Source organism: Burkholderia lata (genome assembly GCF_902499025.1).
In the GTDB taxonomy this organism is placed as follows: Bacteria; Pseudomonadota; Gammaproteobacteria; order Burkholderiales; family Burkholderiaceae; genus Burkholderia; species Burkholderia lata_C.
Map to the genome: position 1 here is coordinate 103,914 of NZ_CABVPW010000029.1, position 22,164 is coordinate 126,077.

Here is a 22,164-nt window from a genome sequence, read left to right on the forward strand (position 1 = left end):
GATCAGCGATCTTCAGACTTCGGGCCGGCGGACGTCGCACGCCGCAGCCGCGCGGCGAATGCGCCGGTTCCGGCGAAATACGCCTGCACGCGCTGCAGCACGCGCGGCGTGCCGGGCAGCGCCGGCATCGGCGCGAACTGCGGCAAGGTCGTCGCCGCATCGGCTTCGGCCGGATAGATCCGCACCTGCACGTCGTACCAGCCGGCCTGCCCCGTAATCGGATCGGAGTTCGACATCCGCGCACCGCCGCGTGCCGCATCCGGCAGCTCGTCGGTGATCACGTGGTTCAGCAGGAAGCCGCGCTGCGACTCGCCCGCCTGCGGCCCGAGGTTCCACGCGCCGGCCGCCTTGCCGATCGCGTTCCAGGTCCACACGGTGCCGGGCTCGACCGCCTCGCTGTAGCGTGCGCGGCAACGTACCTTGCCCCATGGCGATTCGACGTAGATCCACGCGCCGTCTTCGATCTGCTGCGCGGTGGCCGTCAGCGGATTCACGAACAGGTGATTCTCGCCGTGGATCTGCCGCAGCCACGCGTTCTGCGAATCCCACGAGTGGTACATCGCCATCGGCCGCTGCGTGATTGCCGCGAGCGGATAGCGACCCGCATCGGTCAGCCCGCTTTCGAGCGACCGGTGCCAGAACGGCAGCGGATCGAAATAGCGCGCGATGCGCTCGCGCAGATGGTCGGGCGGCTGGCGGCCCGACGTGCGGCCCTGCGCGGCGAGCCGGAATTTCTGCATCACGTCCGAGTAAAGCTGGATCACGATCGGCACGCCGAACTTGCGCATCCCGTTGTCGACCGCCCACTGCATGTACGGGCCGTTGCAGTTGCGCATGTACTGCAGCGGTTCCGGCAACCGGTGGTGGTACACGCAGTTGTTCTCGGCGTAGCGCTTCCACTGGTCGGGATTCGGCTCGCCGACGACGGCCTTGTCGCCGTCCTTGCCGCGCCAGCCGATCAGGAAGCCGGTGCCGGAATCGGGCGCGGTCTGGAAGTTGATGACGAAATCCGGGTAGTCGCGGTACTTGCGCTGCCCGTCCGCGGTCGTGAAGGCCGGAAACTTCAGCCGGCTCGCGAGCTCGATCAGCACTTCCTGGAACGGCTTGCATTCGCCGGTCGGCGGCACGACCGGCACGCGCACCGAGTCGACCGGCCCGTCGAATTCGGAGATCGGCCGGTCGAGCACCGACATAACGTCGTGCCGCTCGAGGTAAGTCGTGTCCGGCAGGATCAGGTCGGCGAACGCCGTCATCTCCGACGCGAACGCATCGCACACGACGAGGAACGGGATCCGGTATTCGCCGTCGTCGCGCTTGTCGACCAGCATCTTGCGCACTTCCGTCGTGTTCATCGACGAATTCCACGCCATGTTGGCCATGAAGATCAGCAGCGTGTCGATCGGATAGGGATCGCCGCGCCACGCATTGGTGATCACCGAATGCATGAGCCCGTGCACCGCGAGCGGGTATTCCCACGAGAATGCCTTGTCGAGCCGCGCGGGCGTGCCGTCCGGATGGACGAACAGGTCCTCCGGGCCTGCTGGCCAGCCGAGCGGGCCGGTGGCGAGCGGCGTGTTCGGCCTGATCTGCGCCGGGTCGTTCGGCGGTTTCGCCGACGGCGGCACCGCGCGCGGATACGGCGCCTTGTGCCGGAAGCCACCGGGCCGGTCGATCGTGCCGAGCAGCGACATCAGCACGGCGAGCGCGCGGATCGTCTGGAAGCCGTTCGAATGCGCGGCAAGCCCGCGCATCGCATGGAACGCGATCGGCACGCCCTTCACCGATTCGTGCGCCTTGCCCCATGAGTCGGTCCAGCGCACCGGCAGCTCGATCGCGTGGTCGCGCGCGACCGTCTCCATCTCGCGCGCCAGGCGGCGGATCGTGTCGGCCGCGATGCCGGTGATGTCGGCCGCCCACTCGGGCGTGCATTCGGCCACCTGTTCGCGCAGCAGCGTGAACGACGGCGCGACGGGCGTGCCGTCGTCGAGCGTATAGCGGCCGTCGAGTGCCGGTTCGGCGCCTTCCGTGTGATGCAGCACCGCGCGGTTCGTCTTCGTGTCCCACCACATCCGGTTCTGCGGGTACAGCGCGTTGACCTCCGGCGCGCCGGCATCGCGCACGAACAGCCCGAACGTGTCGGCGCCGTCGCGCTGGTCGACCAGCTCGGCCGCGTTCGTGAAGCGCGACACGAATTCGAGGTCGAACGCGTTGCGCGCGATCAGCTCGTGCATCAGCGCCATGAACAGTGCGCCGTCGGTGCCGGGGCGAATCGGAATCCATTCGTCGGCGATCGCCGCGTAGCCGGTGCGCACCGGATTGATCGCGATGAAGCGGCCGCCCGCGCGCTTGAACTTGCCGAGCGCGATCTTCAGCGGATTCGAATGGTGGTCTTCCGCGGTGCCGATCATGAAGAACAGCTTCGCGTTGTCGAGATCGGGGCCGCCGAATTCCCAGAACGAGCCGCCGATCGTGTAGATCATCCCGGCCGCCATGTTCGCCGAGCAGAACCCACCATGCGCCGCATAGTTCGGCGTACCGAACTGTTTCGCGAACAGGCCGGTGAGCGCCTGCATCTGGTCGCGGCCCGTGAACAGCGCAAACCGCTTCGGGTCGGTGGCGCGCAGGTGTGCGAGACGCTTTTCGAGCAGGTCGAACGCGACCTCCCACGACACCGGCTCGAACTGCGCGTCGCCGCGCTCGGCACCCGGCTTGCGCATCAGCGGCTGCGTGAGCCGCGCGGGCGAATACTGCTTCATGATTCCGGACGAACCTTTCGCGCAGATGACGCCCTGGTTCAGCGGATGCTCGGGATTGCCGTCGATATAGCGCACCTCGCCGTCGCGCAGGTGCACGCGGATGCCGCAGCGGCACGCGCACATGTAACACGTCGTCGTCTTGATCTCGGCCTGCTCGTCCCGCTCGCGTGCCCGATGTTCCATCGTCTGTCCTCGTTCGCGGATTCGCGGATGAGGGCGCGCCCGCCGGGGCGCACCCGTGAATCGGTTCATCCATGCTATGCCGGCACGCGGCCGACATAAAGTCGCATCCTCTGATCGGTGCTATCGGTCGCCCCGATAGTTGCCCCGGCGATCCATCGGATCGGGCCGGAAATTGCATACGCAAAGGCCCGGCTTGCGGGCCGGGCCTTCGGCGTCAGGCGTTACCGCGCATTACATGCATCACCGCGGCGGATAGGCGAGCAGTTCGCTGTCGTCGAGATGCTCGCGGCGGCTGCGGCGCGTGAGCCCGTAGGCGACGACCAGCACGCCGAGGCTGGCGACACCGAGCCACAGCGGCTTGCGCTGGTCCGGGATGAACGCCATCGCGACGAGGATGCCGACCATCCCGACGATCGCGACCCAGGTGAGGTACGGATACGCCCACATCTTGACGCGCAGCTTGCTGGCGGCCACCGGGTCGAGACGCTTGCGCAGGCGCAGCTGCGAGAACGCGATCAGCACGTACACGAACAGCGCGACGGTGCCGTACGAATTGACGAGGAACGCGAACACGGTATCGGGCGACACGTACGACATCACCACCGACACGTAGCCGAACACCGTGCCGAGCAGGATCGCGCGCACCGGCACACCGCGCTTGTTGACCTTCGCGAGCGCGGCCGGCGCGTCGCCGTGGCGGGTCAGCGCGAACAGCATCCGCGATGCCGCATAGAGGCCCGAGTTGAGCGCGGACAGCACGGCCGTCAGCACGATCGCGTTCATCACGTTGGCGGCGGCCGGCAGGCCCATCACTTCGAGCGCGCTCACATACGGCGTGGCCATCTGATGCGAATTCCACGGCACCAGCGCGACGACGAGCGCGACCGAGCCGACGTAGAACACCAGCACGCGCGTGATCACCGAGTTGGTGGCCTTCGCAACCGCTTTCGCCGGCTCCTTGGCTTCGGCCGCCGCGATCGTGACGATTTCAGCGCCGAAGTAGAACCCGGTCGCCGCGACCGCCCCGCTCATCACCGGTCCGATGCCGAGCGGCATGAAGCCGCCATGGCCGAGCAGCGTCGGCAGCACGGACGTCGTGTGCATCGACGCGGGCCACAGGCCGAGCACGTAGAGGCCGCCGAGGAACAGGAACACGATGATCGCGCCGACCTTGATCGACGAGAACCAGAATTCGAACTCGCCGTAGCTGCCGACCGAGATCAGGTTCGTGAGCGTCAGCACGACCAGCAGCGCGAGACTGATGATCCACGCCGGCGTATCGGGCAGCCAGAACTGGATCAGCTTCGCGCCAGCCACCGCTTCGAGCGCGACGACGATCACCCAGAAATACCAGTACATCCAGCCGGTCAGGAAGCCCGCCATCTTGCCGGGCCCGCGCCAGTTGCCGAACGCGAGCCGCGCGTATTCGTAGAACGAACCGACGGCCGGCATCGCGCAGGCCATCTCGCCGAGCATCCGCATCACGAGCACGACGAGCCCGCCCGTGATCAGGAACGACAGGATCGCGGCCGGCCCGGTCTGCTGAATCACCACACCGCTGCCGACGAACAGCCCGGCACCGATCACGCCGCCAAGCGCGATCATCGTCATGTGGCGCTGCTTGAGTCCACACTTCAGGTCACTCTGATTCGAGGGTTGCATGTCTTCTCCATATCCAGTTGTCCGGACGCCGTCCGCGCGCCACCTTCAGGTGAGCGCGGGCGCCGCCGGCGACGGCGCGTGCAGGGGCGCCTGCAGCCCCGGCCGCACGGATTTCTGTTGCTTTTATTGTGTTGGACAGCCCGGTGCACGTTGCATCACGCCGGGCGATATGCACTGCGTTCAGGGCTTTTCGTCGTTCCTGAAGTACGACAGGTAGAGCATCCGCTGCCCGATGCGCCGGAATGGCGCGAACGGGTGGCCAGGCAGCGGCGACGTGAAGATCGGCAGCGTCTGGCGTGCGCCCTTCCCCGCGATCTGCTCGGCCAGTCGGCGGCCGGCCTGCTGCGAGTACGACACGCCGTTGCCGCCGTAGCCGAGCGCGTAGTACACCGACTGCCGCGGATCGGGCTGGCACACGCGCGGCATCATGTCGTGGCTCACGTCGACCCAGCCCCACCATGAATAGTCGATCTCCACGCCGCGCAGCGCGGGAAACTTGCGCCCCATCCCTTCCTTCAGCAATTCGAAGTGGCGCGGGTTGGGCGCATCGTCACCGGTGATCGCGCTGCGGCTGCCGATCTGCAAGCGGCGATCCGGCAGGAAACGGTAGTAGAAGCGCAGCGTGCGCGTATCGGTCAGCACCTGCGTCGTGCGGAAATTGCACGCGTCGATCTCCGCGTCGGTAAGCGGGCGCGTGACCATCGAGTTCGACAGGATCGGCATCACCTTGCTGCGCAGCGACGGATGCAGCGTCTGCGCGGTGTACGCACCGGTCGCGATGCCGACCGCGCGGGCCCGCACGACGCCGCCCGGCGTGCGCAGGTGATGCACGCCGTCGATCGTCTCGAAGCCGAGCACGGGGCTGCTCGTATGCACCTTTGCGCCGGCTTCGCGCGCGAGGCGCAGGTAGCCGAACGCGAGCTTCAGCGCGTGGATACCGATGCCTTCCGGCTCGTGCAGCGCGCCGGCCGCCTCGTGGTCGTTGATGAATTCGCGGCGGAAGGTGTCGGCGCTCAGCAGCTCGGACGGATAGCCGAACACGTCCTTCCACACCTTCGCCTCCGCCGCGAGCTTCGCCATGATGCGCGGACGATGCGCGATCAGGAAATGGCCGCCCGGCTGCGGATCGCAGTCGATTTCCGCCACGAGCGACTTGAAGTGGTCGAAGCCTTCGAGGATCTCGTCGTGCATCTTCAGCGCGACGTCCTTGCCCCAGCGCTCGATCCACTGCGAGCGCGACAGCCGGCCCGATGCGTTCTGCCCCTGCCCGCCGTTGCGGCTGCTGCAACCCCAGCTCGTGCGGTTGGCCTCGAGCACGACGGCCTTGATGCCGTGGTCCCGCGCGAGGCACAGCGCGGTCGCGAGGCCCGTGTAGCCGGCGCCGATGATCGCGACGTCGACATCGAGATCGCGCGTGACGGGGCCGTCGTCGGGCGGCGGCGTGCCGGCCGTCGCGACCCAGTAGGTCGGCGCGTACTGCCTGCCGCACCCGGGCCCCGGCGACACGAGCGGATCGTAGGTCGGGTCGTAACGCGTATCGTTCGGCCGGCCGCCGGCGAAGCCGCTCGCGGTGCGTTCGATGGAAGGGGTCGACATGCTCAGACCTCCGACGCGGGCTGGCCCGCCACGCCGCAACGGGCGCACGAGGCGATTCGACTGACTGATGCGGGGCGCGCGCTCGCCGCGCGGGCGAATGCTGCCGACTGCCTGTTGGTCATGCCTGTCTCCTGATCGTTCTCTTCGGGTCGATCGTGTGCAGATGCTTCAATGCGGCGATCTGTCGAGGAAAGTGTAGGCAGGCCGATTTTTCGCAGGTAGGGCCAGTGGGCCGGATTCGCTTGGACCAGCGCGCGGGATGGCGGGCGGCGGGTAGCCGGTGGATGGCGACGGTCGAAAGGGATCAGCCGCACTGGCACAACGCCGCCGGACGATCGGGACGCCGAATGGCGGGCAGCCAGCAGACGGCGTCGGTCAACAAGGATCAACGGTGCAGGTACAACGCCGCCGGACGGCCGGGACACCGAATGGCGGGCGACAGCGAGCGACCGGCAGACGGCGTCGGTGAGCGGCGGTGAGCGGCGGTCAGCGGTGCAGGCACGACACCGCCAGAGAACCAGGGCGCCGATACGACCCCGCGCCGCGCCCCACCCCGCCCGCCGTCACATCGCGCGCACCGCGACACCGTCCATGCCGCCACGCTTCTCGATCGCCCGCGCCGACACGATCGACAGGAGTGCAGACAACATCACGTAAACCCCGACGAGCCACGGCGCACCGCCGTTCACGCGCAGCAACGCGGTCGCGACGATCGGCGTGAGCCCGCTCGCGAAGATGCCCGACACCTGGTAGACGAACGAGATGCCCGTGTAACGCACGTTCGCGTCGAACAGCTCCGCGAACAGCGCGGCCTCCGGCCCGTACGCCATTGCATAGAAGATCCCGAACGGGATCACCAGCGCGAGCCACACGGCAAGCAGGTGGGTCGACTGCGTCTGCAGCAGCCAGAACGCGGGCAGCACCGACAGCCCACACAGCGTCGCGCCCCACCGGTACACGCGGGCACGGCCGAGCCGGTCCGACAGGCTGCCGAACACGGGGATGAACACGCACATCACGACCGCCGCGCTCATCACGCCGAGCAGCGCGTCGCCGCGCGAGATCGACAGGTTGCGCGTCATGTAGCCGATCGAGAACACCGCGAACACGTTGAAGAACACGCCGTCGATATAGCGCGCGCCCATCCCGAGCAGGATCGCCTGCCGATAGTTGGCGAGCAGTTCGACGACCGGCAGCTTCGTGTCGCGCCGCTGCCGCTTGAGCGCGACGAACTCGGGCGTATCGGCCACGCGCGTGCGGATGTAGAAGCCCACCGCGACGAGCAGCAGCGATGCCGCGAACGCGACGCGCCAGCCCCACGCGAGGAACGCGGCGTCCGGCAGCGCACGCGATAGCGCCGCGACCACGCCGGCCGCGAGGCACAGCCCGATCGCGAGCCCGATCTGCGGCAGGCTCGCATACAGCCCGCGCCGATGCGGCGGCGCATACTCGTAGGCCATCAGCACCGCGCCGCCCCACTCGCCGCCGAGGCCGATGCCCTGCAGCACGCGCAGCGTCAGCAGCAGCACCGGCGCCCACATGCCGATCTGCGCGTAGGTCGGCAGGAACGCGACGCCGGCCGTCGACACGCCCATGATCAGCATCGTCAGGATCAGCGCGGACTTGCGCCCGACGCGGTCGCCGAGATGGCCGAACAGCAAGCCGCCGAGCGGCCGCGTGACGAAGCCGACCGCGAACGTCGCATATGCGAGCATCGTCGACACGAACGCGTCGCCGGACGGAAAGTACTGCTTGTCGAACACGATGCCGGCGACCACGCCGTACAGGAAAAAGTCGTACCACTCGACGGTCGCGCCGATCACGCTGGCCGCGGCCACGCGTCGGACGACCCGGGAATCGATTGCCATGCGAGCTTCTCCAGGTAAGGATGCGCCGCAACCTGCCCCGGCGCCGTGCCGGCGGGGGCATCGATGAACGCGCGGCGGCCGTCCGGGCGCAGGAGCACGGGCCACGCGGGTGATGCGTGGCGAGGCCCTACGCGAGCGCCTCGGCGGCCGCTGCAACGCCGCGGCCGCGATCGGCCGCACGGGCATCCTCGAGGATCATGTCGGACGCCTTCTCGGCGACCATCACGATCGGCACGTTGGTATTGCCCGACACGAGGGTCGGCATGATCGAGCAGTCGACCACGCGCAACCCGCGCGTGCCGTACACGCGCAGCCGCTCGTCGACGACCGCGAGCGGATCGCTCGCGACGCCCATTTTCGCGGTGCCGGACGGATGAAAGATCGTCTGCCCGTATTCCCGGCAGAACTCGAGCAGTTCGTCGTCAGTCTGCGCGTCCGCGCCCGGCCGCACCTCGCGCTTCATCAGCGGCGCCATCGGCTCGGCGGCCGCGACGCGCCGCGCGAAGCGCACGCCGGCCACCGTCGTGCGGCGGTCGTGCTCGGTGTCGAGATAGTTCGGCTGGATCGACGGCGCGTCGCGCGCATCGTCGGTGCGGATCCGCACGGTGCCGCGCGATTCGGGCCGCAGCTGGCAGATCGAATACGTGCAGCCGGGAAACGGATGCACGCTGCCGCCGGCCGAATCCGCCGACAGCGTCGAGAAATGGAACTGGATGTCGGGCGTCGCCGATTCGTCCGGCAGCGCACGGCAGAACATCCCGCCCTGGTTGATGCCGATCGCGAGCGGGCCGCCGCGGAACAGCGCCCACTGCAGCCCCATCTTCGCGCGGCCGACCCACGAATGCAGTTCGTCGTTGGTGGTGATCGGCTTCGTCACTTCGTAGATCAGACGAATCTGCAGATGATCCTGCAGGTTCTCGCCGACACCCGCGCGATCGGCGACGACCGGAATCCCGTGCCGGTTGAGCAGCGCGACGGGCCCGACGCCCGACACCTGCAGCAGTTGCGGCGACTGCAGCGCACCCGCGGCCAGCACCACCTCGCGCAACGCACGCACATCGTGAACCTTGCCATGCTGCACGTAACGCACGCCGGATGCCTGCGCGCCATCGAACAGCACCTTCAGCGCCTGCGCATCGGTTTCGACATGCAGGTTCGGCCGTCCGCGCGCGGGCTTCAGGTAGGCCACCGCCGTCGAGCAGCGCAGCCCGTTGCGCGTGGTGAGCTGGTAATAGCCCACGCCCTCCTGGTCACCCGTGTTGAAATCGTCGACCGTGCGCACGCCGAGCCGGTTCGACGCGGCGACGAACGCGTCGACGAGTTCGTGCCGCTGCCGGATCGCGGACGCCCACAGCGGGCCGCCGGTGCCGCGCGTCGGCCCTTCGCCGAGCGTGTTGTGTTCGAGCTTGCGGAAATACGGCAGGCACTCGCGCCAGCTCCAGCCGCGATTGCCGAGCGCGGCCCAGTGGTCGTAATCCTGCTGCTGCCCGCGCACGTAGATCAGCCCGTTGATCGAGCTGCAGCCGCCGAGCGTGCGGCCGCGCGGCCAGTACAGGCGGCGGTTGTGCATGTTCGGATCGGGATCGGTGTGGAAACCCCAGTTGTACACGGGGTGGAACATCGTCTTGCCGTACCCGATCGGCACGTGGATCCACATGGAGTTGTCGGCGGGGCCCGCTTCCAGCAGGCACACCGTATGGCGGCCGCCGTCGGACAGCCGGTTGGCGAGGACGCAACCGGCCGATCCCGCGCCGACCACGACATAGTCGAAGCTGCGTGTCATTCGTGTCTCCGTTCCGGGGTATTGGAAAAATCCGGTATGTTTTGTCCAAATTTATTGAGCACACGGAACGCATACAAGCCGATTTATTGTCCACGCCGCGAATGTGGTACAAAAACCGTTCAATTCGTTTCATTTCCCTCGCACACACCATCCCGGGACGCACGACGATCCCGACGGAGGAGACACATGCGCGAAACCGCCCCCGCGCCGCCCGACGGCGCGCCCGCCGACGATGCGCGCGTCCTGCGCGCCCTCGCGGTGCTCGAAGCGCTCGCGTCGGCCGGCCAGCCGTACACGCTGTCGCAGCTCGCCGCGCGGCTGCATATCCCGAAGGCGACGCTGCTGCGCCTGATCGAATCGCTTGAAACGCGCGGCTACGTGATCCACATGCCCGACTCGCGCGGCCACGATCGCGGCATCGCACTCGGCCCGCGCGCCGCGCAGTTCGCGCTCGCGGCGCTGTCGAACAATACGTTCACGCGCGGCTGCCGCTCGGTGCTGCGTGCGCTCGTCGACGTGCTCGGCGAGACCTGCAACCTCACCGCGCTCGACGGCGACACGGTGCTGTACGTCGAACGCGTCGAGACGACGGAGCCGTTGCGGCTCGAAATGCAGCCCGGCATGCGCGTGCCGCTGCATTGCACGGCGAGCGGCAAGCTGTTCCTGTCGCAGATGAATGCACTGGAGCGCAACGCGATGCTCGCGCGGCTCACGCTGAAGAAGATGACCTACCGGACGCTGACCGATGCGCAGTTGCTCGCGGCCGAGCTCGACCGGCTCGCCGCGCGCGGCGTCGGGATCGACAACGAGGAATTCGTGCGGGGGATGGTGGCTGTTGCGGTGCCGGTGAAGGATGCCGCAAGCGGCCGCGTGCTCGCGGCGCTTGCCGTGCATGCGCCGACCGCGCGCGCGACGCTCAACGACCTGCTGGAGAACGTACCGAAGATGCGGGAAGCGGCTACGCGGCTCGCACCGCTGCTGCATGCGGCCGAGAGCGCTCCGCCGGGTTGACGCGGCCGAGTGTGTTCATGCCGACGTGCGGTCACACACTCAAGCGTTCACGCAGTCATGCAGTCATGCAGTCATGCGAGGTGATAACGCAGCCAGAAAGTTTCGCGGCAGGCGTTGTCGAACGTCATCCGCGTCGGCCCGATCGGTTGCGCATCGGGCTGGCGGAGCACGTCGTAGTCGATCCAGCATTCCGCGCACAGCAGGTCGGACGGCGCGCGATCCTGCTCGACCGAGCGGCGCACGATCGCGCCGTTGTCGAAGCGGTATTCGGTTTCGTCGCGCGTGACTTCGACGTCGTCGTCGGTCCAGCGGTCGTGCGACGTCGTGTGCGACACGATCGACACCGGGCCTGCGAGCCCGTGGATCGCGGCGACGTAGGAAATGAGCTTGTCCATGGCGAGGCGGCAAACGGATGGATGGCTGCATCGCACAACCCATGCTGCGCGATGCAACCCGAGCGGCGAGTATAGCCGCGCGCCGAAGACCTTGCCGCCGGCGGGGTTTCGCGCGCTACGCCTCCAGCGCGAGCAACGCGAACGTCGCGAGCCAGTGCTCGCCCATGTAGTCGCCGGCCACGTGCGCAAGCGCGCTCGCGAGATGCCGGTCGGCCGCGTCAAGCAGCTTCGCGCGTCGCGCATCGCCTTCCGGCAGCGCGCCGGCCAGCGCCCGCTGGCACCACGCGCGGCTCAGGTTCAGCCCGTCGAGGTGCGCGATCTTGCCGTCGCTGCGATCGCTGACCGTCGCCGGCTCGAACAGCGTGGCCGGCTCGCCGCGCGCGAGATCGGGCAGGAAGCGCGCGAACCAGCCGTCGAATTCGGCGGCCGGCAGCACGCGCCGCATCAGCTCCGCCTCCATCAGCGCGGGCGACAGGAACTCGTCACCCGACGGCTCCCACGCCTGGCACGCGACATCGTTCAGGTGCCAGCGCTTCGCGGTATCGACGATCAGCGCCGCGAGCCCGTCGCGCTGCGTGTCGCGCGCGAAGTCGAGCGTGAGCGCCAGCGCGAACGCGGTGTTGAAGTGCGTGCCGACACGCAGCGGATAGGTCGCTTTCGGCAGGAAGGTCTCGAAGCGCGACACGAACAGGTCGGTGAGCGGCGCCATCGTCTTCGCCCAGCGCGCGGCCTGCGGCAGCGCGCCCTTCAGTGCGAGCCGCTCCAGCTGCGCCGACAGCGCGAGCAACCACGCCCAGCCATACGGCCGCTCGAAGCCGCTGTTGTGCGGCAGCGCGAGATACGCGCGCTCGCCGGCGACGTTCGCATCGGTGAAGTGCGCATCGACGATCGCGACGATGCGTTCGGCCTCCGGCAATGCCGGATAGCGTTCGAGCACGCGCAGCACGAGCCAGTAGCCGTGCACGCACGAGTGCCAGTCATAGCTGCCGTAAAAAATCGGGTGCAGCGCGCGCGGCCCCTGCACGTCGTGCGGACCTTCGAGCGAATGCGTGAGCTTGTTCGGATATTCGCGGGTCAGGTGCGCGAGCGCGAGCGACGCGAATTTCGAGGCGAGTTCGGGCGTGAGTCGGTCGGTCATGGGCATCTCGTCCATCGAGTCAGAAGCGGAATACGAACGCATACATCAGCAGCGTGTTCACGGCGAGCAGCAGCACGGCTGTCGGCCACTGCGCCTTGATCACGCCATTCTTGTCCTTCAGTTCGAGCAGCGCCGCCGGCACGATGTTGAAGTTCGCGGCCATCGGCGTCATCAGCGTACCGCAGAACCCGCTCAGCATCCCGATTGCGCCGACAATCGCCGGGTTGCCGTGGAACTGGTGGACGATCAGCGGCAGGCCGATACCGGCCGTCATCACCGGGAACGCGGCGAAGCCGTTGCCCATGATCATCGTGAACAGCGCCATGCCGACCGTGTAGGCCGCGACCACCGCGAACGGCGAATCGATCGGCACCCACTCCTTCACGAGCCCCGACACCACGCCGCCGACGCCCGCGACCGCGAACAGCGCGCCGAGCGCCGCGAGCATCTGCGGCAGGATCGCGGCCCAGCCGACCGCGTCCATCGTGTGGCGTGCCTCCTTCACCGCATGCACGGGCGAATCGCGCAGCATCGCGAGCGCGACGGCGAACGCAACGAGCGTGCCGAGCACGAGCGAGATCAGCGTCACGCTCTTCTGGTCGACGAACGGCACCAGCTTGAGCGCGAACGTGCCGATCAGCGTGACGACCGGAATCAGCAGCGCGGGCAGGAACAGCTTGTTGCCGAAACGCTGCGCGAGCGTTTCGCGGCGCACGGCCGCGGCTTCCCCGGCTTCGTCGGACTTGCCGCGCCCGAGCTTGCCCGAGCCTGCGATCACAGCGAGCGCGATCGCGAGGCAGCCCGTCACGAAATGCGGCAGCCGCGCGCCGAACAGGAACGTGACCGCGTAGACCGCCCAGAACGCGAAATTGACGATGCGGCGCGGGTTCGTGCGGTCCGTCAGGTTGAAGTAGGCGAACGCGGCGAACATCAGCCCCGCGAGCGTGTACAGCGATTCGAGGCCGATCATCGCGCGCCCTCCTGCGCCACCAGGCCGAAGCCGCGTGCGAGCCGGCGGTCGAGCAGCGCAAGGCGCGCGCAGTGGATCAGCAGCGCGGCGATCGCGGTCGGGATCGCCCACACCGACAGGTGCAGCGGCTCGATGGAGATCCCGTTCTGTTCGAGAAAGCCCTTGATCAGCAGGATCGACTGGATCGCGATGAAGATGTCCTCGCCGAAGAACACGGCGACGTTGTCGACGCCCGACGCATGTGCGCGGATCTGCTGGCGCACCGATTCGGGCAGCTCGCCGTGCCGGTTGACGGCGGCGGCCTCGGCCATCGGCGCGATCAGCGGCCGCACCATCTGCGCATGGCCGCCGAGCGACGTGAGGCCGAGCGCGGCCGTGGCCTGGCGCAGCACGAAGTACAGCATCAGCACGCGGCCCGTGGTGGCCGCCTGCACGCGCGAGATCATCCGCTTCGCCTGCTCCTTGAGCCCGTTGCGCTCGAGCAGCGCGATCACCGGCAGCGTCAGCCAGATGAGCCCCATGTAGCGGTTTTCGGTGAACGCCTTGCCGAACGCGCTGACGATGTCGACGAGATTCAGCCCGCCCGCCAGCCCCGTCGCGAGCCCCGCGATCGTGACCACCAGCAGCGCATTGAAGCGCAGCGCAAAACCGATCACGACGATCGGCACCCCAATCAGCACCAGCATTGCTCCTCCTTGTGTCGAATGCGCGGCGCCTTGGCAACGCGCCGCCTGCCCGGTTTGGACCGGGCTCAGACGGCGCAATCTAACACGAGACTTTATCGATAAATAGTCGACAATTTACTGCTTCGGGTAAACGTTGAACGGTGTGGACACCGTGCCCGGGCCATGTGTCGGTGGTGTTTCATCGGAGGAATCGGTGGTCGATCGGCGGTCGGCCGGCCGCCGCGGATGGGCCGGTCGCGGCACGCGGATTCTCGCTTCGGGCCCGCGTGCGAGGGCTCCGCCGCGCGTGGCGGAGCCCCGGTGCGCCGACTACACTGGAAAGCATCGGCAACGGACGGGAGAGCCGCCATGATTGACGTATTCCAGACCATCGGCAGCCGCGCGTTCTCCGCTCATCTGGCGAAGGACGGGATGGTGACGCTGATGGAGCAACGCCATGAGGTCGATCGCGTGACGCTCGCGACCGCGTATGCCGCGCTCGTCGAGGAGTCCGAGCAGGAAGCCGACCTGCTCGACGCGACGGTCGAAGGGATGATGCGCGCGCTGATCCAGGGGTACGCGCGCAGCCATTGACGGCGTGGCCGTGCAGCCGGTGCGCTACCGGTTTCCGCCAGCGCCTGCCGAGCGCCCGCCGAGCGGATGTCGGGCTTGCGCGGGCGCTACGCGGCCGGCGTGCCGGCGCCCATGTCGAACCACCGGCCCGCGCGCAGTTGCCGGTAGTCGGCCTGCGTGAAGATCCTCAGCAGGTTCGCGACCGCGCCGTTGCTGGCTCGGTCGAGTTCCGTCATGAACGCTTCGACTTCGTCGCGGCCGGCAAACAGGATCGTGCTGAAATAGCGTTCGCGTTCCGCGTCGGACAGGTTCGTTGCGCTCAGCTGATACGGATGGTGAAGCGCCGCGAACAGGAAGTAAAAACGCTCGGCGTCGTCGCGCAGCACGCGCACCGCGTCAGGCTCGACCGGAAAATCACGGTAGAACGACGCGTGTCCGCTCTCGATGGCGATCCGGTACAGCAGCCGGCCGTCGTGCTCGGTCACGATCGGCGCATACGGGTCGCGGCTGACGAGTAGGGTGTCGGGCACGGTCATCGCGAAAGCCTTCCTGCCGGTTCCCTGCTTGCGCCGCATCGCGATGCCGATCGCGCCGTCGGGTTGTCTTTCATGCTTCGTCGCTCCTGCATGGGTCGCGCGCTATTGCACCGTCAAATGCGCGCGCATCGTATCGAATTCCGGCTTGCTCGCGTCGAACCGATCGACCGGCGCCGTATAGGACAGCCCGTACACGGTCGTCTCGCTCATCGTCGCGACGAGCGTCTGGCGGATCGCCGTTCCATCCGCGCGATGCATGTCGCAGGTCGTCGCGAGTCCCGCACGGCCGCCCAGCGTCATCTGCCCGGGAGCCGTGCACTGCGCGGTCCAGCCGCGATTGCGGTACCCGTCGACGATCGTGTGCTGCATCGTGTCGAACTCGTGATCGAGACGGGCCGCGCCGTGGTCCGTCCGGACGATCCGCATCAGCGAAATCGCCGCCTCGGCTGTGCCCGATGGGCCGCGTTTCACCGCGACGTCATTCGAACCGGGCAGCGTCTTGCCGGCGCGGGTGGCCGGCGCGGGACCTGGCGAAACTTCCCATCCCGACGGCCACGCAATGGGTTCGGACGCTTCGGCAAACGCCGCTGCCGGCCCGATGCACAACCATACGGAGATGGCACGCGCGGTCATTCGAAAACGGGGCTTCTGGCTCATGTCGTTCGGCGGATTTCGTTTCGCGGATGGCGCGTCATGATCGCATGGCGTACCGTCCGCCCGCCAGCGGCGACCGGCTTTCACGGGCCTTCCGGCGGCTGGCGGCCGCATTCCGGCACGCGTCGTCATAGAGGAAACGCACTGAAACGGCGCAATGCGCGAATTTTTCGATTGCCGCCGCCCGCGCCGCATGACAGCATGCGGGGCGTCGCCAACCGAAAAGAATGCCGTGCCGTCCGGCCGCCGATGCCGCCCGGCGGCGCCGCACAGGCAGCCCCTTCCATGAACCCGGCCACCCTCCAACACTACGAACCGTCCGGAGAATTCCGCTTGTGAACATCGGCATCGTCAACGACCTCCCGCTTGCCGTCGAGGCGATGCGCCGCGCGATTGCGCGCCGGCCCGAGCACCGCGTGCTGTGGGTCGCCACCGACGGCGCACAGGCCGTCGAGCTGTGCGCCGCGCAGCCGCCCGATGTCGTGCTGATGGACCTGATCATGCCGAAATTCGACGGGATCGAAGCGACGCGGCGGATCATGCGATCCGAACGACCGTGCGCGATCCTGATCGTGACGAGCTGCATCGGCGCGAATGCGTGGCGGGTGTTCGAGGCGATGGGCGCCGGCGCGCTCGACGCGGTCGATACGCCGCGGCTCGGCGACGACGCGGCCGGCGACACGACCCGGCTGCTGCTCGCGAAGATCGACCAGATCGGCCGCCTGCTCGACGCGCCCGGCGGCACGCGCCTTGCCGGCACGGCCTCCCGCGCCGGCGGCGGCCCGCTGATCGCGATCGGCGCATCGGCCGGCGGCCCCGGCGCGCTCGCGTCGGTCCTCGGCGGCCTGCCGGCCGATTTCAATGCGCCGATCGTGATCGTCCAGCACGTCGACCGTGCGTTCGCCGAAGGCATGGCGCAATGGCTCGACGGCCAGACGCCGCTCGCCGTGCGCGTCGCGCGCGAAGGCGACCGCCCGCAGCCGGGCGTCGCGCTGCTCGCCGCGACCGACGACCACCTGCGCATCACACGTGCCGGCACGCTCGAGTACACGCGCGAGCCGGCCGCCACGCCGTATCGCCCGTCAGTCGACGTGTTCTTCAACAGCCTGACCGAACACTGGCCCGGCCGCGTGATCGGCGTGCTGCTCACGGGGATGGGCCGCGATGGCGCAATCGGCCTGAAGGCGCTGCGGATGAAGGGCTACCATACGATCGCGCAGGACGAGGCGACGAGCGCCGTGTACGGCATGCCGAAGGCGGCCGCGACGCTCGGCGCGGCGCGCGCGATCCTGCCGCTCGGGCGCATCGCGGGCGAGCTGGCGGCGCTCGCGCGAATCTGAGCCCGACGATGAACACGCGCAACACCCATGCCGGCCCCTGCAACAACCGCAACAACCCGCATCGACCATGACCCTTGACCTGACTCGCCCGCCAGGCGGCCCCTACACGCCGCCCGTCGACGTGCCGGCGATGGTGCTGCTGGTCGATGACCAGACGATCGTCGCGGAAGCCGTGCGGCGGGCGCTCGTCGACGAGGAAGGCATCGATTTCCACTACTGCCCGCGCTCGGACGACGCGATGGCCACCGCGATCGAGACGCGGCCGACCGTGATCCTGCAGGACCTCGTGATGCCCGGCACCGACGGGCTGAGCCTCGTGAAGGCGTACCGCACGAATCCGGCGACGCGCGACGTGCCGATCATCGTGCTGTCGACGCAGGAAGAGCCCGTGATCAAGAGCGCCGCGTTCGCGGCCGGCGCGAACGACTACCTCGTGAAGCTGCCCGACCGCATCGAGCTCGTCGCGCGGGTGCGCTACCACTCGCGCTCGTACATGAACCTGCTGCAGCGCGACGAGGCCTATCGCGCGCTGCGGCAATCGCAACAGCAGTTGCTCGAAGCCAATCTCGAGCTGCGGCGCCTCACGCATTCGGACGGCCTGACCGGGCTGTCGAACCGGCGCTATCTCGACGAATACCTCGCCGCCGAGTGGCGGCGCGGCACGCGCGAGCGCAGCGAGCTGTCGCTGCTGATGATCGATGTCGACAATTTCAAGCTGTACAACGACACGTACGGCCACGTGTCGGGCGACAGCGTGCTCAAGCAGATCGCGTCGACCATCGAGCGCTGTCTCGGCCAGTCGGGCGATCTTGCCGCGCGTTTCGGCGGCGAGGAATTCGCGGTCGTGATGCCGGCCACGTCGCCGGGCGCCGCGCGGCTGCTCGGCGAGAAGATCCGCCTCTCTGTGGAGGCGCTGCGGCTGCGGCACGCGCATTCGTCGACGGGCAACACCGTGACGATCAGCATCGGCGGCGCGAGCATCGTGCCGATGCCCGGCCTGCCGACGACCCTGCTGATCGAAGCGGCCGACCGTGCGCTCTATCGCGCGAAGCACGAAGGCAAGAACCGCGTCGAGATCGATGCAGCGCCGACGCCGCCGAGCCCCGACGGGTTCGGCGCGCCGCGCATCGACTGAGCGCCGAACGTCGAACGCGCGCCGCGCTCACACGGCGCCGAGCCGGCGCGCGTAGTCGTTCGGGTCCAGCGGGCGGCTGAACAGATAGCCCTGCTGCATGTCGCAGCCGATCTGCTGCAGGAACCACGATTGCGCCTGCGTCTCGACACCTTCGGCCGTGACCTTCATCCCGAGCGAATGCGCCATCGCAACCACGGCCTGCGTGATCGCCACCGAATCGTGATGATCGGGCACGCCCGACACGAACGAGCGGTCGACCTTCAGGTTGTGCAGCGGAAAGCGCTTCAGGTACGCGAGCGACGAGTAGCCGGTACCGAAATCATCGACCGAGATCCGCACGTTCATGTCCGTGAGCGCCTCGAGCATCGGCAGCACGGTGTCCGTGTCGTTCATCAGTAATCCTTCGGTAATCTCGAGTTCGAGCGCGGACGGATCGAGCCGGGTTTGCGCGAGGCAGCGATCGACCGATTCGACGAGCCCTTCGTGGAACTGCCGCGGTGACAGGTTGACGGCCAGCATCAAGTCGGGCGCGATCGTGCGGCGCCATTCGGCCGCCTGCCGGCACGCGGTTTCGAGCACCCACTGGCCGATCGCGACGATCAGCCCCGTGTCTTCCGCGACCGGAATGAACTCCGCCGGCGACATCGGCCCGAGCTCGGGGCTCGTCCAGCGCAAGAGCGCCTCGGCGCCGACCGTGCGGCCGCTGCGCGCATCGACGACGGGCTGATACGCGAGCCGCAGCATGTCCGACGCGAGCGCGCGCCGCAGCGACTGCTCGATCGCGAAGCGGCGCTGCAGCCGCAGGTTGAGCTGCGCGGTGAAGAACGTGAAGTGGTTGCGGCCGCGCTGCTTCGCGTCGTACATCGCCGAATCGGCGTTGCGCATCAGCGTGACGGCATCGTCGCCGTCGCGCGGCGCGACGCTGATCCCGATCGACACGCCGAGCCAGTATTCGTTGTTCGCGATCGCGAACGGCTTCGCGATCACGTCGATCACCTCGCGCGCGAGCACCGCGAGCCGGTCGGGATCGTCGCAGTCGTCGACGAGGATCACGAACTCGTCGCCGCCGACCCGCGTGAGCGCGTACTGGCCGCCCCCGCAGGCCGCGAGCCGCGCCGCCACGCTGCGCAGCAGCGCGTCGCCCGCGTCGTGGCCGGCCGTGTCGTTGACCTTCTTGAATCCGACGAGATCGATAAACAGGATCGCGACGCGCGCGGGCCCGCCCGTCGCATCGTGTCCGCCGAACAGCTCGCGCATGCGGTCGCCGAGCCAGCGGCGGTTGTAGAGGCCCGTCAGCGCATCGCGCGTCGCTAGGTAGCGCAACTGCTGCTGCGCTTCGCGCACGGGGCCGATGTCGTTGAACGACACGAGCACCGAGTCGGCCTGCTTGTCGCCCGGCTTCACGATCGGCACCGCGTTGCCGCGCACCCAGATGACGTCGCCGTCCGCGAGGCCGAAGCCGACCGTGTAGTCGAGCAGCGGCATGGCCGTCTCGAGCGCGCGCCGGCTCGGCCATTCGTCGGGCGCGATCGGCGTGCCGTCCTCGTTCAGCTTGCGCAGGATCACCGTCGACAGCCGCCGGCCGACGAGGTCGCCGTGCACGCGCATCATCCGGTTCGCGCTCGGGTTGCTCGCGACCACGACGCCGTCGCGCGACACGACGAGAATCCCTTCGTGCAGGCTGTTGACCACGAGCCGGTGATGTTCCTCGCTGCGCGCGAGCTGTCGCGCGATCCGGTCCTGGTGCACCGCGAGGCCCACGCTGTTGCCGATATCGCGCAACAGCGCGGTTTCCTCGTCGCCCGGCCGGCGCGGCGTGCGGTAATAGACGGCGAACGCGCCGAGCACGATGCCCGCGTCGTCGAGGAACGGTACCGACCAGCACGCGCGCAAACCCAGCGGCAAGGCGATGGATCGGTAGTCGGCCCACAGGGGATCGGTTTCGATGTCTTCGACGACGACCATCCGGCGCAGGTACATCGCCGTGCCGCACGAGCCGGCCGCGGGCCCGATCGACGCGCCTTCGATCGCCGCGCTGTACTGCGCGGGCAGCGATGGCGCAGCGCCGACGTGCACGTGCGCGCCGTCGGGATCGAGCAGCAGGATCGTGCACGACGCGCCGTCGCCGAGCAAAGCCTCGGCGCGCCGGCAGACCTCGACGAGCAGCTCCGGCAGCGGTGTGTTGCGCGTGATCAGCCTCAGCACGCTTTGCTCGGACGCGAGCACTTCCGCCGCGAGCCCGAGACTGTAACGAGAACTTTGCGGTTCGGTATTCAAGATGAATCCTGCCGTCTGTCCGATCGGGTCTGATGCGCCCGATTCGTTTTCGATCCTTCGTGCCGTTTTTCGCTCCGGGTTTACGCCGATGCCCGGTGCGCCCCGTAAAGCGCGCGGTGCCAACGCGCGCCGAAATACATTTAACACCAATCCGTGACAACCGGCGCATCCGCGCGCATCAGGGGTTACGCGCGGTCGGTGCGGCGCTTGCAGCCGGCAGTCAGCTCGCCGAAAGACTTGCACGCGGCGCGACGGCCCGAGGTAAGGCCACGCACTGCGCGCACCGCCTTTGCAAACGATTTGTCAGAATGTGGCGGCGCCCTGCTCCATTCGCGTTCAATCGTCCGCGCCGGGACGCGTGCGTGTCACGGCCTTCAACGCGTCGATCGCGGCCGTGACCGACACGCTCGCGGGCGCGGCATACAGCGCGCCGACCGTTTCAGGCATCGTCGACAGCTTCAGCGGCAACCGGCCGATGCGCTCACCCGCACGCACGGCGAGTTCGAACGCGCGGGCCGACTGCACGAACAGGCAAGGTGACTGCTCGGCCACCACGCGGTTGGTCTGCCATGACACCGATTCCATTAGCACCGACGGCGGCGGCAGGCCCGCCTTCGCGAACTCGGCGTCCAGCGCCGTGCGCGCGGGCGACCCGAGCGGCGGTGCGATCCACGGAAACGCGGCCGCGTCGCGCCAGCCGATCCGCGCGCGCCTGAGCAGCGGATGGCGCGGCCCGCAAACGACGATCATGTCGTCGCGGTACAGCGGCGCGACGTCGAGCCCCGCGCTCAGCGCCGACGCATCGAGCCGGCACACGAGCAGGTCGAGTTCGTGGCGCTGCGCCTGCGCGAGCATCCGGTCGAGCGTGTCCTCGCGGACGTTGAGCTGCACGGGGCGGCCGGCATCCCGCAGCCACGCCAGCGCGCCCGGAATCAGTTGCGGCGCCATGTTCGGCAGCAGGCCGATCGTCACCGGGCGGCCGGTGCCGGTACGCAACGCGTCGAACGCGGGCGCGACGCCGCGCATGTCGGTCAGCACACGGCCGATGCATTCGAGCAGCGCATCGCCATACGCGCTCGGCGCGACGCGCCGCGACGTGCGTTCGAACAGCGGCAGGCCGAGCGACTCCTCGAGCTCGCGCAGCCATTTCGACAGCGCGGGCTGCGTGATCGACGCGGCCTCGGCCGTGCGCGCGAAGCTGCGCGTGCGCCCGAGCGTGTCGAGCGTTTCCATGTCGCGCACGCGCAGCCGGCGCAGCGCCTGCGCGATGCGCTGCTCGTGGGCCGGCCCGCCGGGCGGCGCAAGCGGCTCCGGCCGCGTGCGGCCGGCTGGGCCGTGTGAGTCGTGGGGCACGGGCGTCTCCGTCATTCATGTTCGCCAGGTTATCGATCGACCCCGATCTTTCATCGATCGATACGCAATCCTGCCGCATAGTCGTCGGCATGGAAACCCCCGGCACGAGCCGGCACGACCAGGAGACAGCCGACGTGAAAGACGATCAGGACACCCCCGCCGCCGAGCCCACCCCGCGGCGCCAGTTCCTCAAGCTGGCCGGTGCGGCGGTCGCGGCGGCCGGCTTCGGCGCCGACGCGCTGGCCGCGAACACGCCGCCGGCCGCCCCG

General features: G+C 68.5%; 18 protein-coding genes. 5 read left to right on the top strand and 13 right to left on the bottom strand.

What is annotated here, in order from left to right; translation table 11 throughout:
• Positions 1-2: 2 nt before the first annotated feature.
• The 5 genes from BDI24065_RS26960 to BDI24065_RS26980 form a co-directional block, all read right to left on the bottom strand.
• Positions 3-2,939: a molybdopterin oxidoreductase family protein gene (locus BDI24065_RS26960; protein WP_175033837.1), complete on the bottom strand. Its 2,937-nt coding sequence runs from the start codon at positions 2,937-2,939 to the stop codon at positions 3-5.
• Between the two features lie 240 nt (positions 2,940-3,179).
• Positions 3,180-4,601, bottom strand: coding sequence for an amino acid permease (locus BDI24065_RS26965; protein WP_175033838.1), 1,422 nt, complete (start codon positions 4,599-4,601; stop codon positions 3,180-3,182).
• 180 nt (positions 4,602-4,781) lie between these two features.
• Positions 4,782-6,197 carry an NAD(P)/FAD-dependent oxidoreductase gene (locus BDI24065_RS26970; protein ID WP_175033839.1) on the bottom strand — a complete coding sequence of 472 codons (1,416 nt, stop codon included), beginning with the start codon at positions 6,195-6,197 and terminating at the stop codon, positions 4,782-4,784.
• Between the two features lie 563 nt (positions 6,198-6,760).
• Positions 6,761-8,065 carry an MFS transporter gene (locus BDI24065_RS26975; RefSeq protein WP_175033840.1) on the bottom strand — a complete coding sequence of 435 codons (1,305 nt, stop codon included), beginning with the start codon at positions 8,063-8,065 and terminating at the stop codon, positions 6,761-6,763.
• 127 nt (positions 8,066-8,192) lie between these two features.
• Positions 8,193-9,848, bottom strand: a complete 1,656-nt coding sequence (locus tag BDI24065_RS26980; protein WP_175033841.1) for a GMC family oxidoreductase — start codon at positions 9,846-9,848, stop codon at positions 8,193-8,195.
• Positions 9,849-10,034: 186 nt separating this feature from the next.
• Here BDI24065_RS26980 and BDI24065_RS26985 point away from each other — a divergent pair, with 186 nt between their 5' ends.
• Positions 10,035-10,859: an IclR family transcriptional regulator gene (locus BDI24065_RS26985; RefSeq protein ID WP_175033842.1), complete on the top strand. Its 825-nt coding sequence runs from the start codon at positions 10,035-10,037 to the stop codon at positions 10,857-10,859.
• A gap of 71 nt (positions 10,860-10,930) precedes the next feature.
• On the opposite strand, the gene BDI24065_RS26990 is transcribed toward BDI24065_RS26985, so the two are convergent.
• The 4 genes from BDI24065_RS26990 to BDI24065_RS27005 form a co-directional block, all read right to left on the bottom strand.
• Positions 10,931-11,254, bottom strand: a complete 324-nt coding sequence (locus BDI24065_RS26990) for a hypothetical protein (protein ID WP_175033843.1) — start codon at positions 11,252-11,254, stop codon at positions 10,931-10,933.
• A 115-nt stretch (positions 11,255-11,369) separates the two neighbouring features.
• Positions 11,370-12,392: a DUF2891 domain-containing protein gene (locus BDI24065_RS26995; RefSeq protein WP_175033844.1), complete on the bottom strand. Its 1,023-nt coding sequence runs from the start codon at positions 12,390-12,392 to the stop codon at positions 11,370-11,372.
• Positions 12,393-12,411: 19 nt separating this feature from the next.
• A complete protein-coding gene (locus BDI24065_RS27000) occupies positions 12,412-13,362 on the bottom strand; it encodes a DUF979 domain-containing protein (RefSeq protein WP_175033845.1) in 951 nt (316 codons plus the stop codon).
• Complete coding sequence (locus BDI24065_RS27005; protein ID WP_175033846.1) at positions 13,359-14,048, bottom strand: DUF969 domain-containing protein; 690 nt, start codon at positions 14,046-14,048, stop codon at positions 13,359-13,361. Before BDI24065_RS27005 ends, BDI24065_RS27000 begins: the two co-directional genes overlap by 4 nt.
• Before the next feature lie 348 nt (positions 14,049-14,396).
• Here BDI24065_RS27005 and BDI24065_RS27010 point away from each other — a divergent pair, with 348 nt between their 5' ends.
• Positions 14,397-14,621 carry a hypothetical protein gene (locus tag BDI24065_RS27010; RefSeq protein ID WP_039357299.1) on the top strand — a complete coding sequence of 75 codons (225 nt, stop codon included), beginning with the start codon at positions 14,397-14,399 and terminating at the stop codon, positions 14,619-14,621.
• A gap of 86 nt (positions 14,622-14,707) precedes the next feature.
• Here BDI24065_RS27010 and BDI24065_RS27015 read toward each other — a convergent pair whose 3' ends face one another.
• Together BDI24065_RS27015 and BDI24065_RS27020 are read right to left on the bottom strand one after the other, a co-directional pair.
• Complete coding sequence (locus BDI24065_RS27015) at positions 14,708-15,136, bottom strand: hypothetical protein (RefSeq protein WP_175033847.1); 429 nt, start codon at positions 15,134-15,136, stop codon at positions 14,708-14,710.
• 102 nt (positions 15,137-15,238) lie between these two features.
• A complete protein-coding gene (locus tag BDI24065_RS27020) occupies positions 15,239-15,985 on the bottom strand; it encodes a DUF4946 domain-containing protein (protein ID WP_368040798.1) in 747 nt (248 codons plus the stop codon).
• Between the two features lie 140 nt (positions 15,986-16,125).
• On the opposite strand from BDI24065_RS27020, the gene BDI24065_RS27025 reads away from it, so the two are divergent.
• Entirely contained in the window at positions 16,126-17,130 is a 1,005-nt protein-coding gene (locus BDI24065_RS27025) for a chemotaxis response regulator protein-glutamate methylesterase (RefSeq protein WP_175033849.1), read from the top strand.
• 67 nt (positions 17,131-17,197) lie between these two features.
• A complete protein-coding gene (locus BDI24065_RS27030; protein WP_175033850.1) occupies positions 17,198-18,265 on the top strand; it encodes a diguanylate cyclase in 1,068 nt (355 codons plus the stop codon).
• A gap of 27 nt (positions 18,266-18,292) precedes the next feature.
• On the opposite strand, the gene BDI24065_RS27035 is transcribed toward BDI24065_RS27030, so the two are convergent.
• Together BDI24065_RS27035 and BDI24065_RS27040 are read right to left on the bottom strand one after the other, a co-directional pair.
• On the bottom strand, positions 18,293-20,542 hold the full coding sequence (locus tag BDI24065_RS27035; RefSeq protein WP_175033851.1) for a putative bifunctional diguanylate cyclase/phosphodiesterase: 2,250 nt from the start codon (positions 20,540-20,542) through the stop codon (positions 18,293-18,295).
• A gap of 336 nt (positions 20,543-20,878) precedes the next feature.
• Positions 20,879-21,895, bottom strand: a complete 1,017-nt coding sequence (locus tag BDI24065_RS27040; RefSeq protein WP_175033852.1) for a LysR substrate-binding domain-containing protein — start codon at positions 21,893-21,895, stop codon at positions 20,879-20,881.
• 17 nt (positions 21,896-21,912) lie between these two features.
• Between BDI24065_RS27040 and BDI24065_RS41185 the strand changes: the two genes are divergently transcribed.
• A partial coding sequence (locus tag BDI24065_RS41185) for a twin-arginine translocation signal domain-containing protein (RefSeq protein WP_254609871.1) occupies positions 21,913-22,164 on the top strand: 252 nt, incomplete at its 3' end.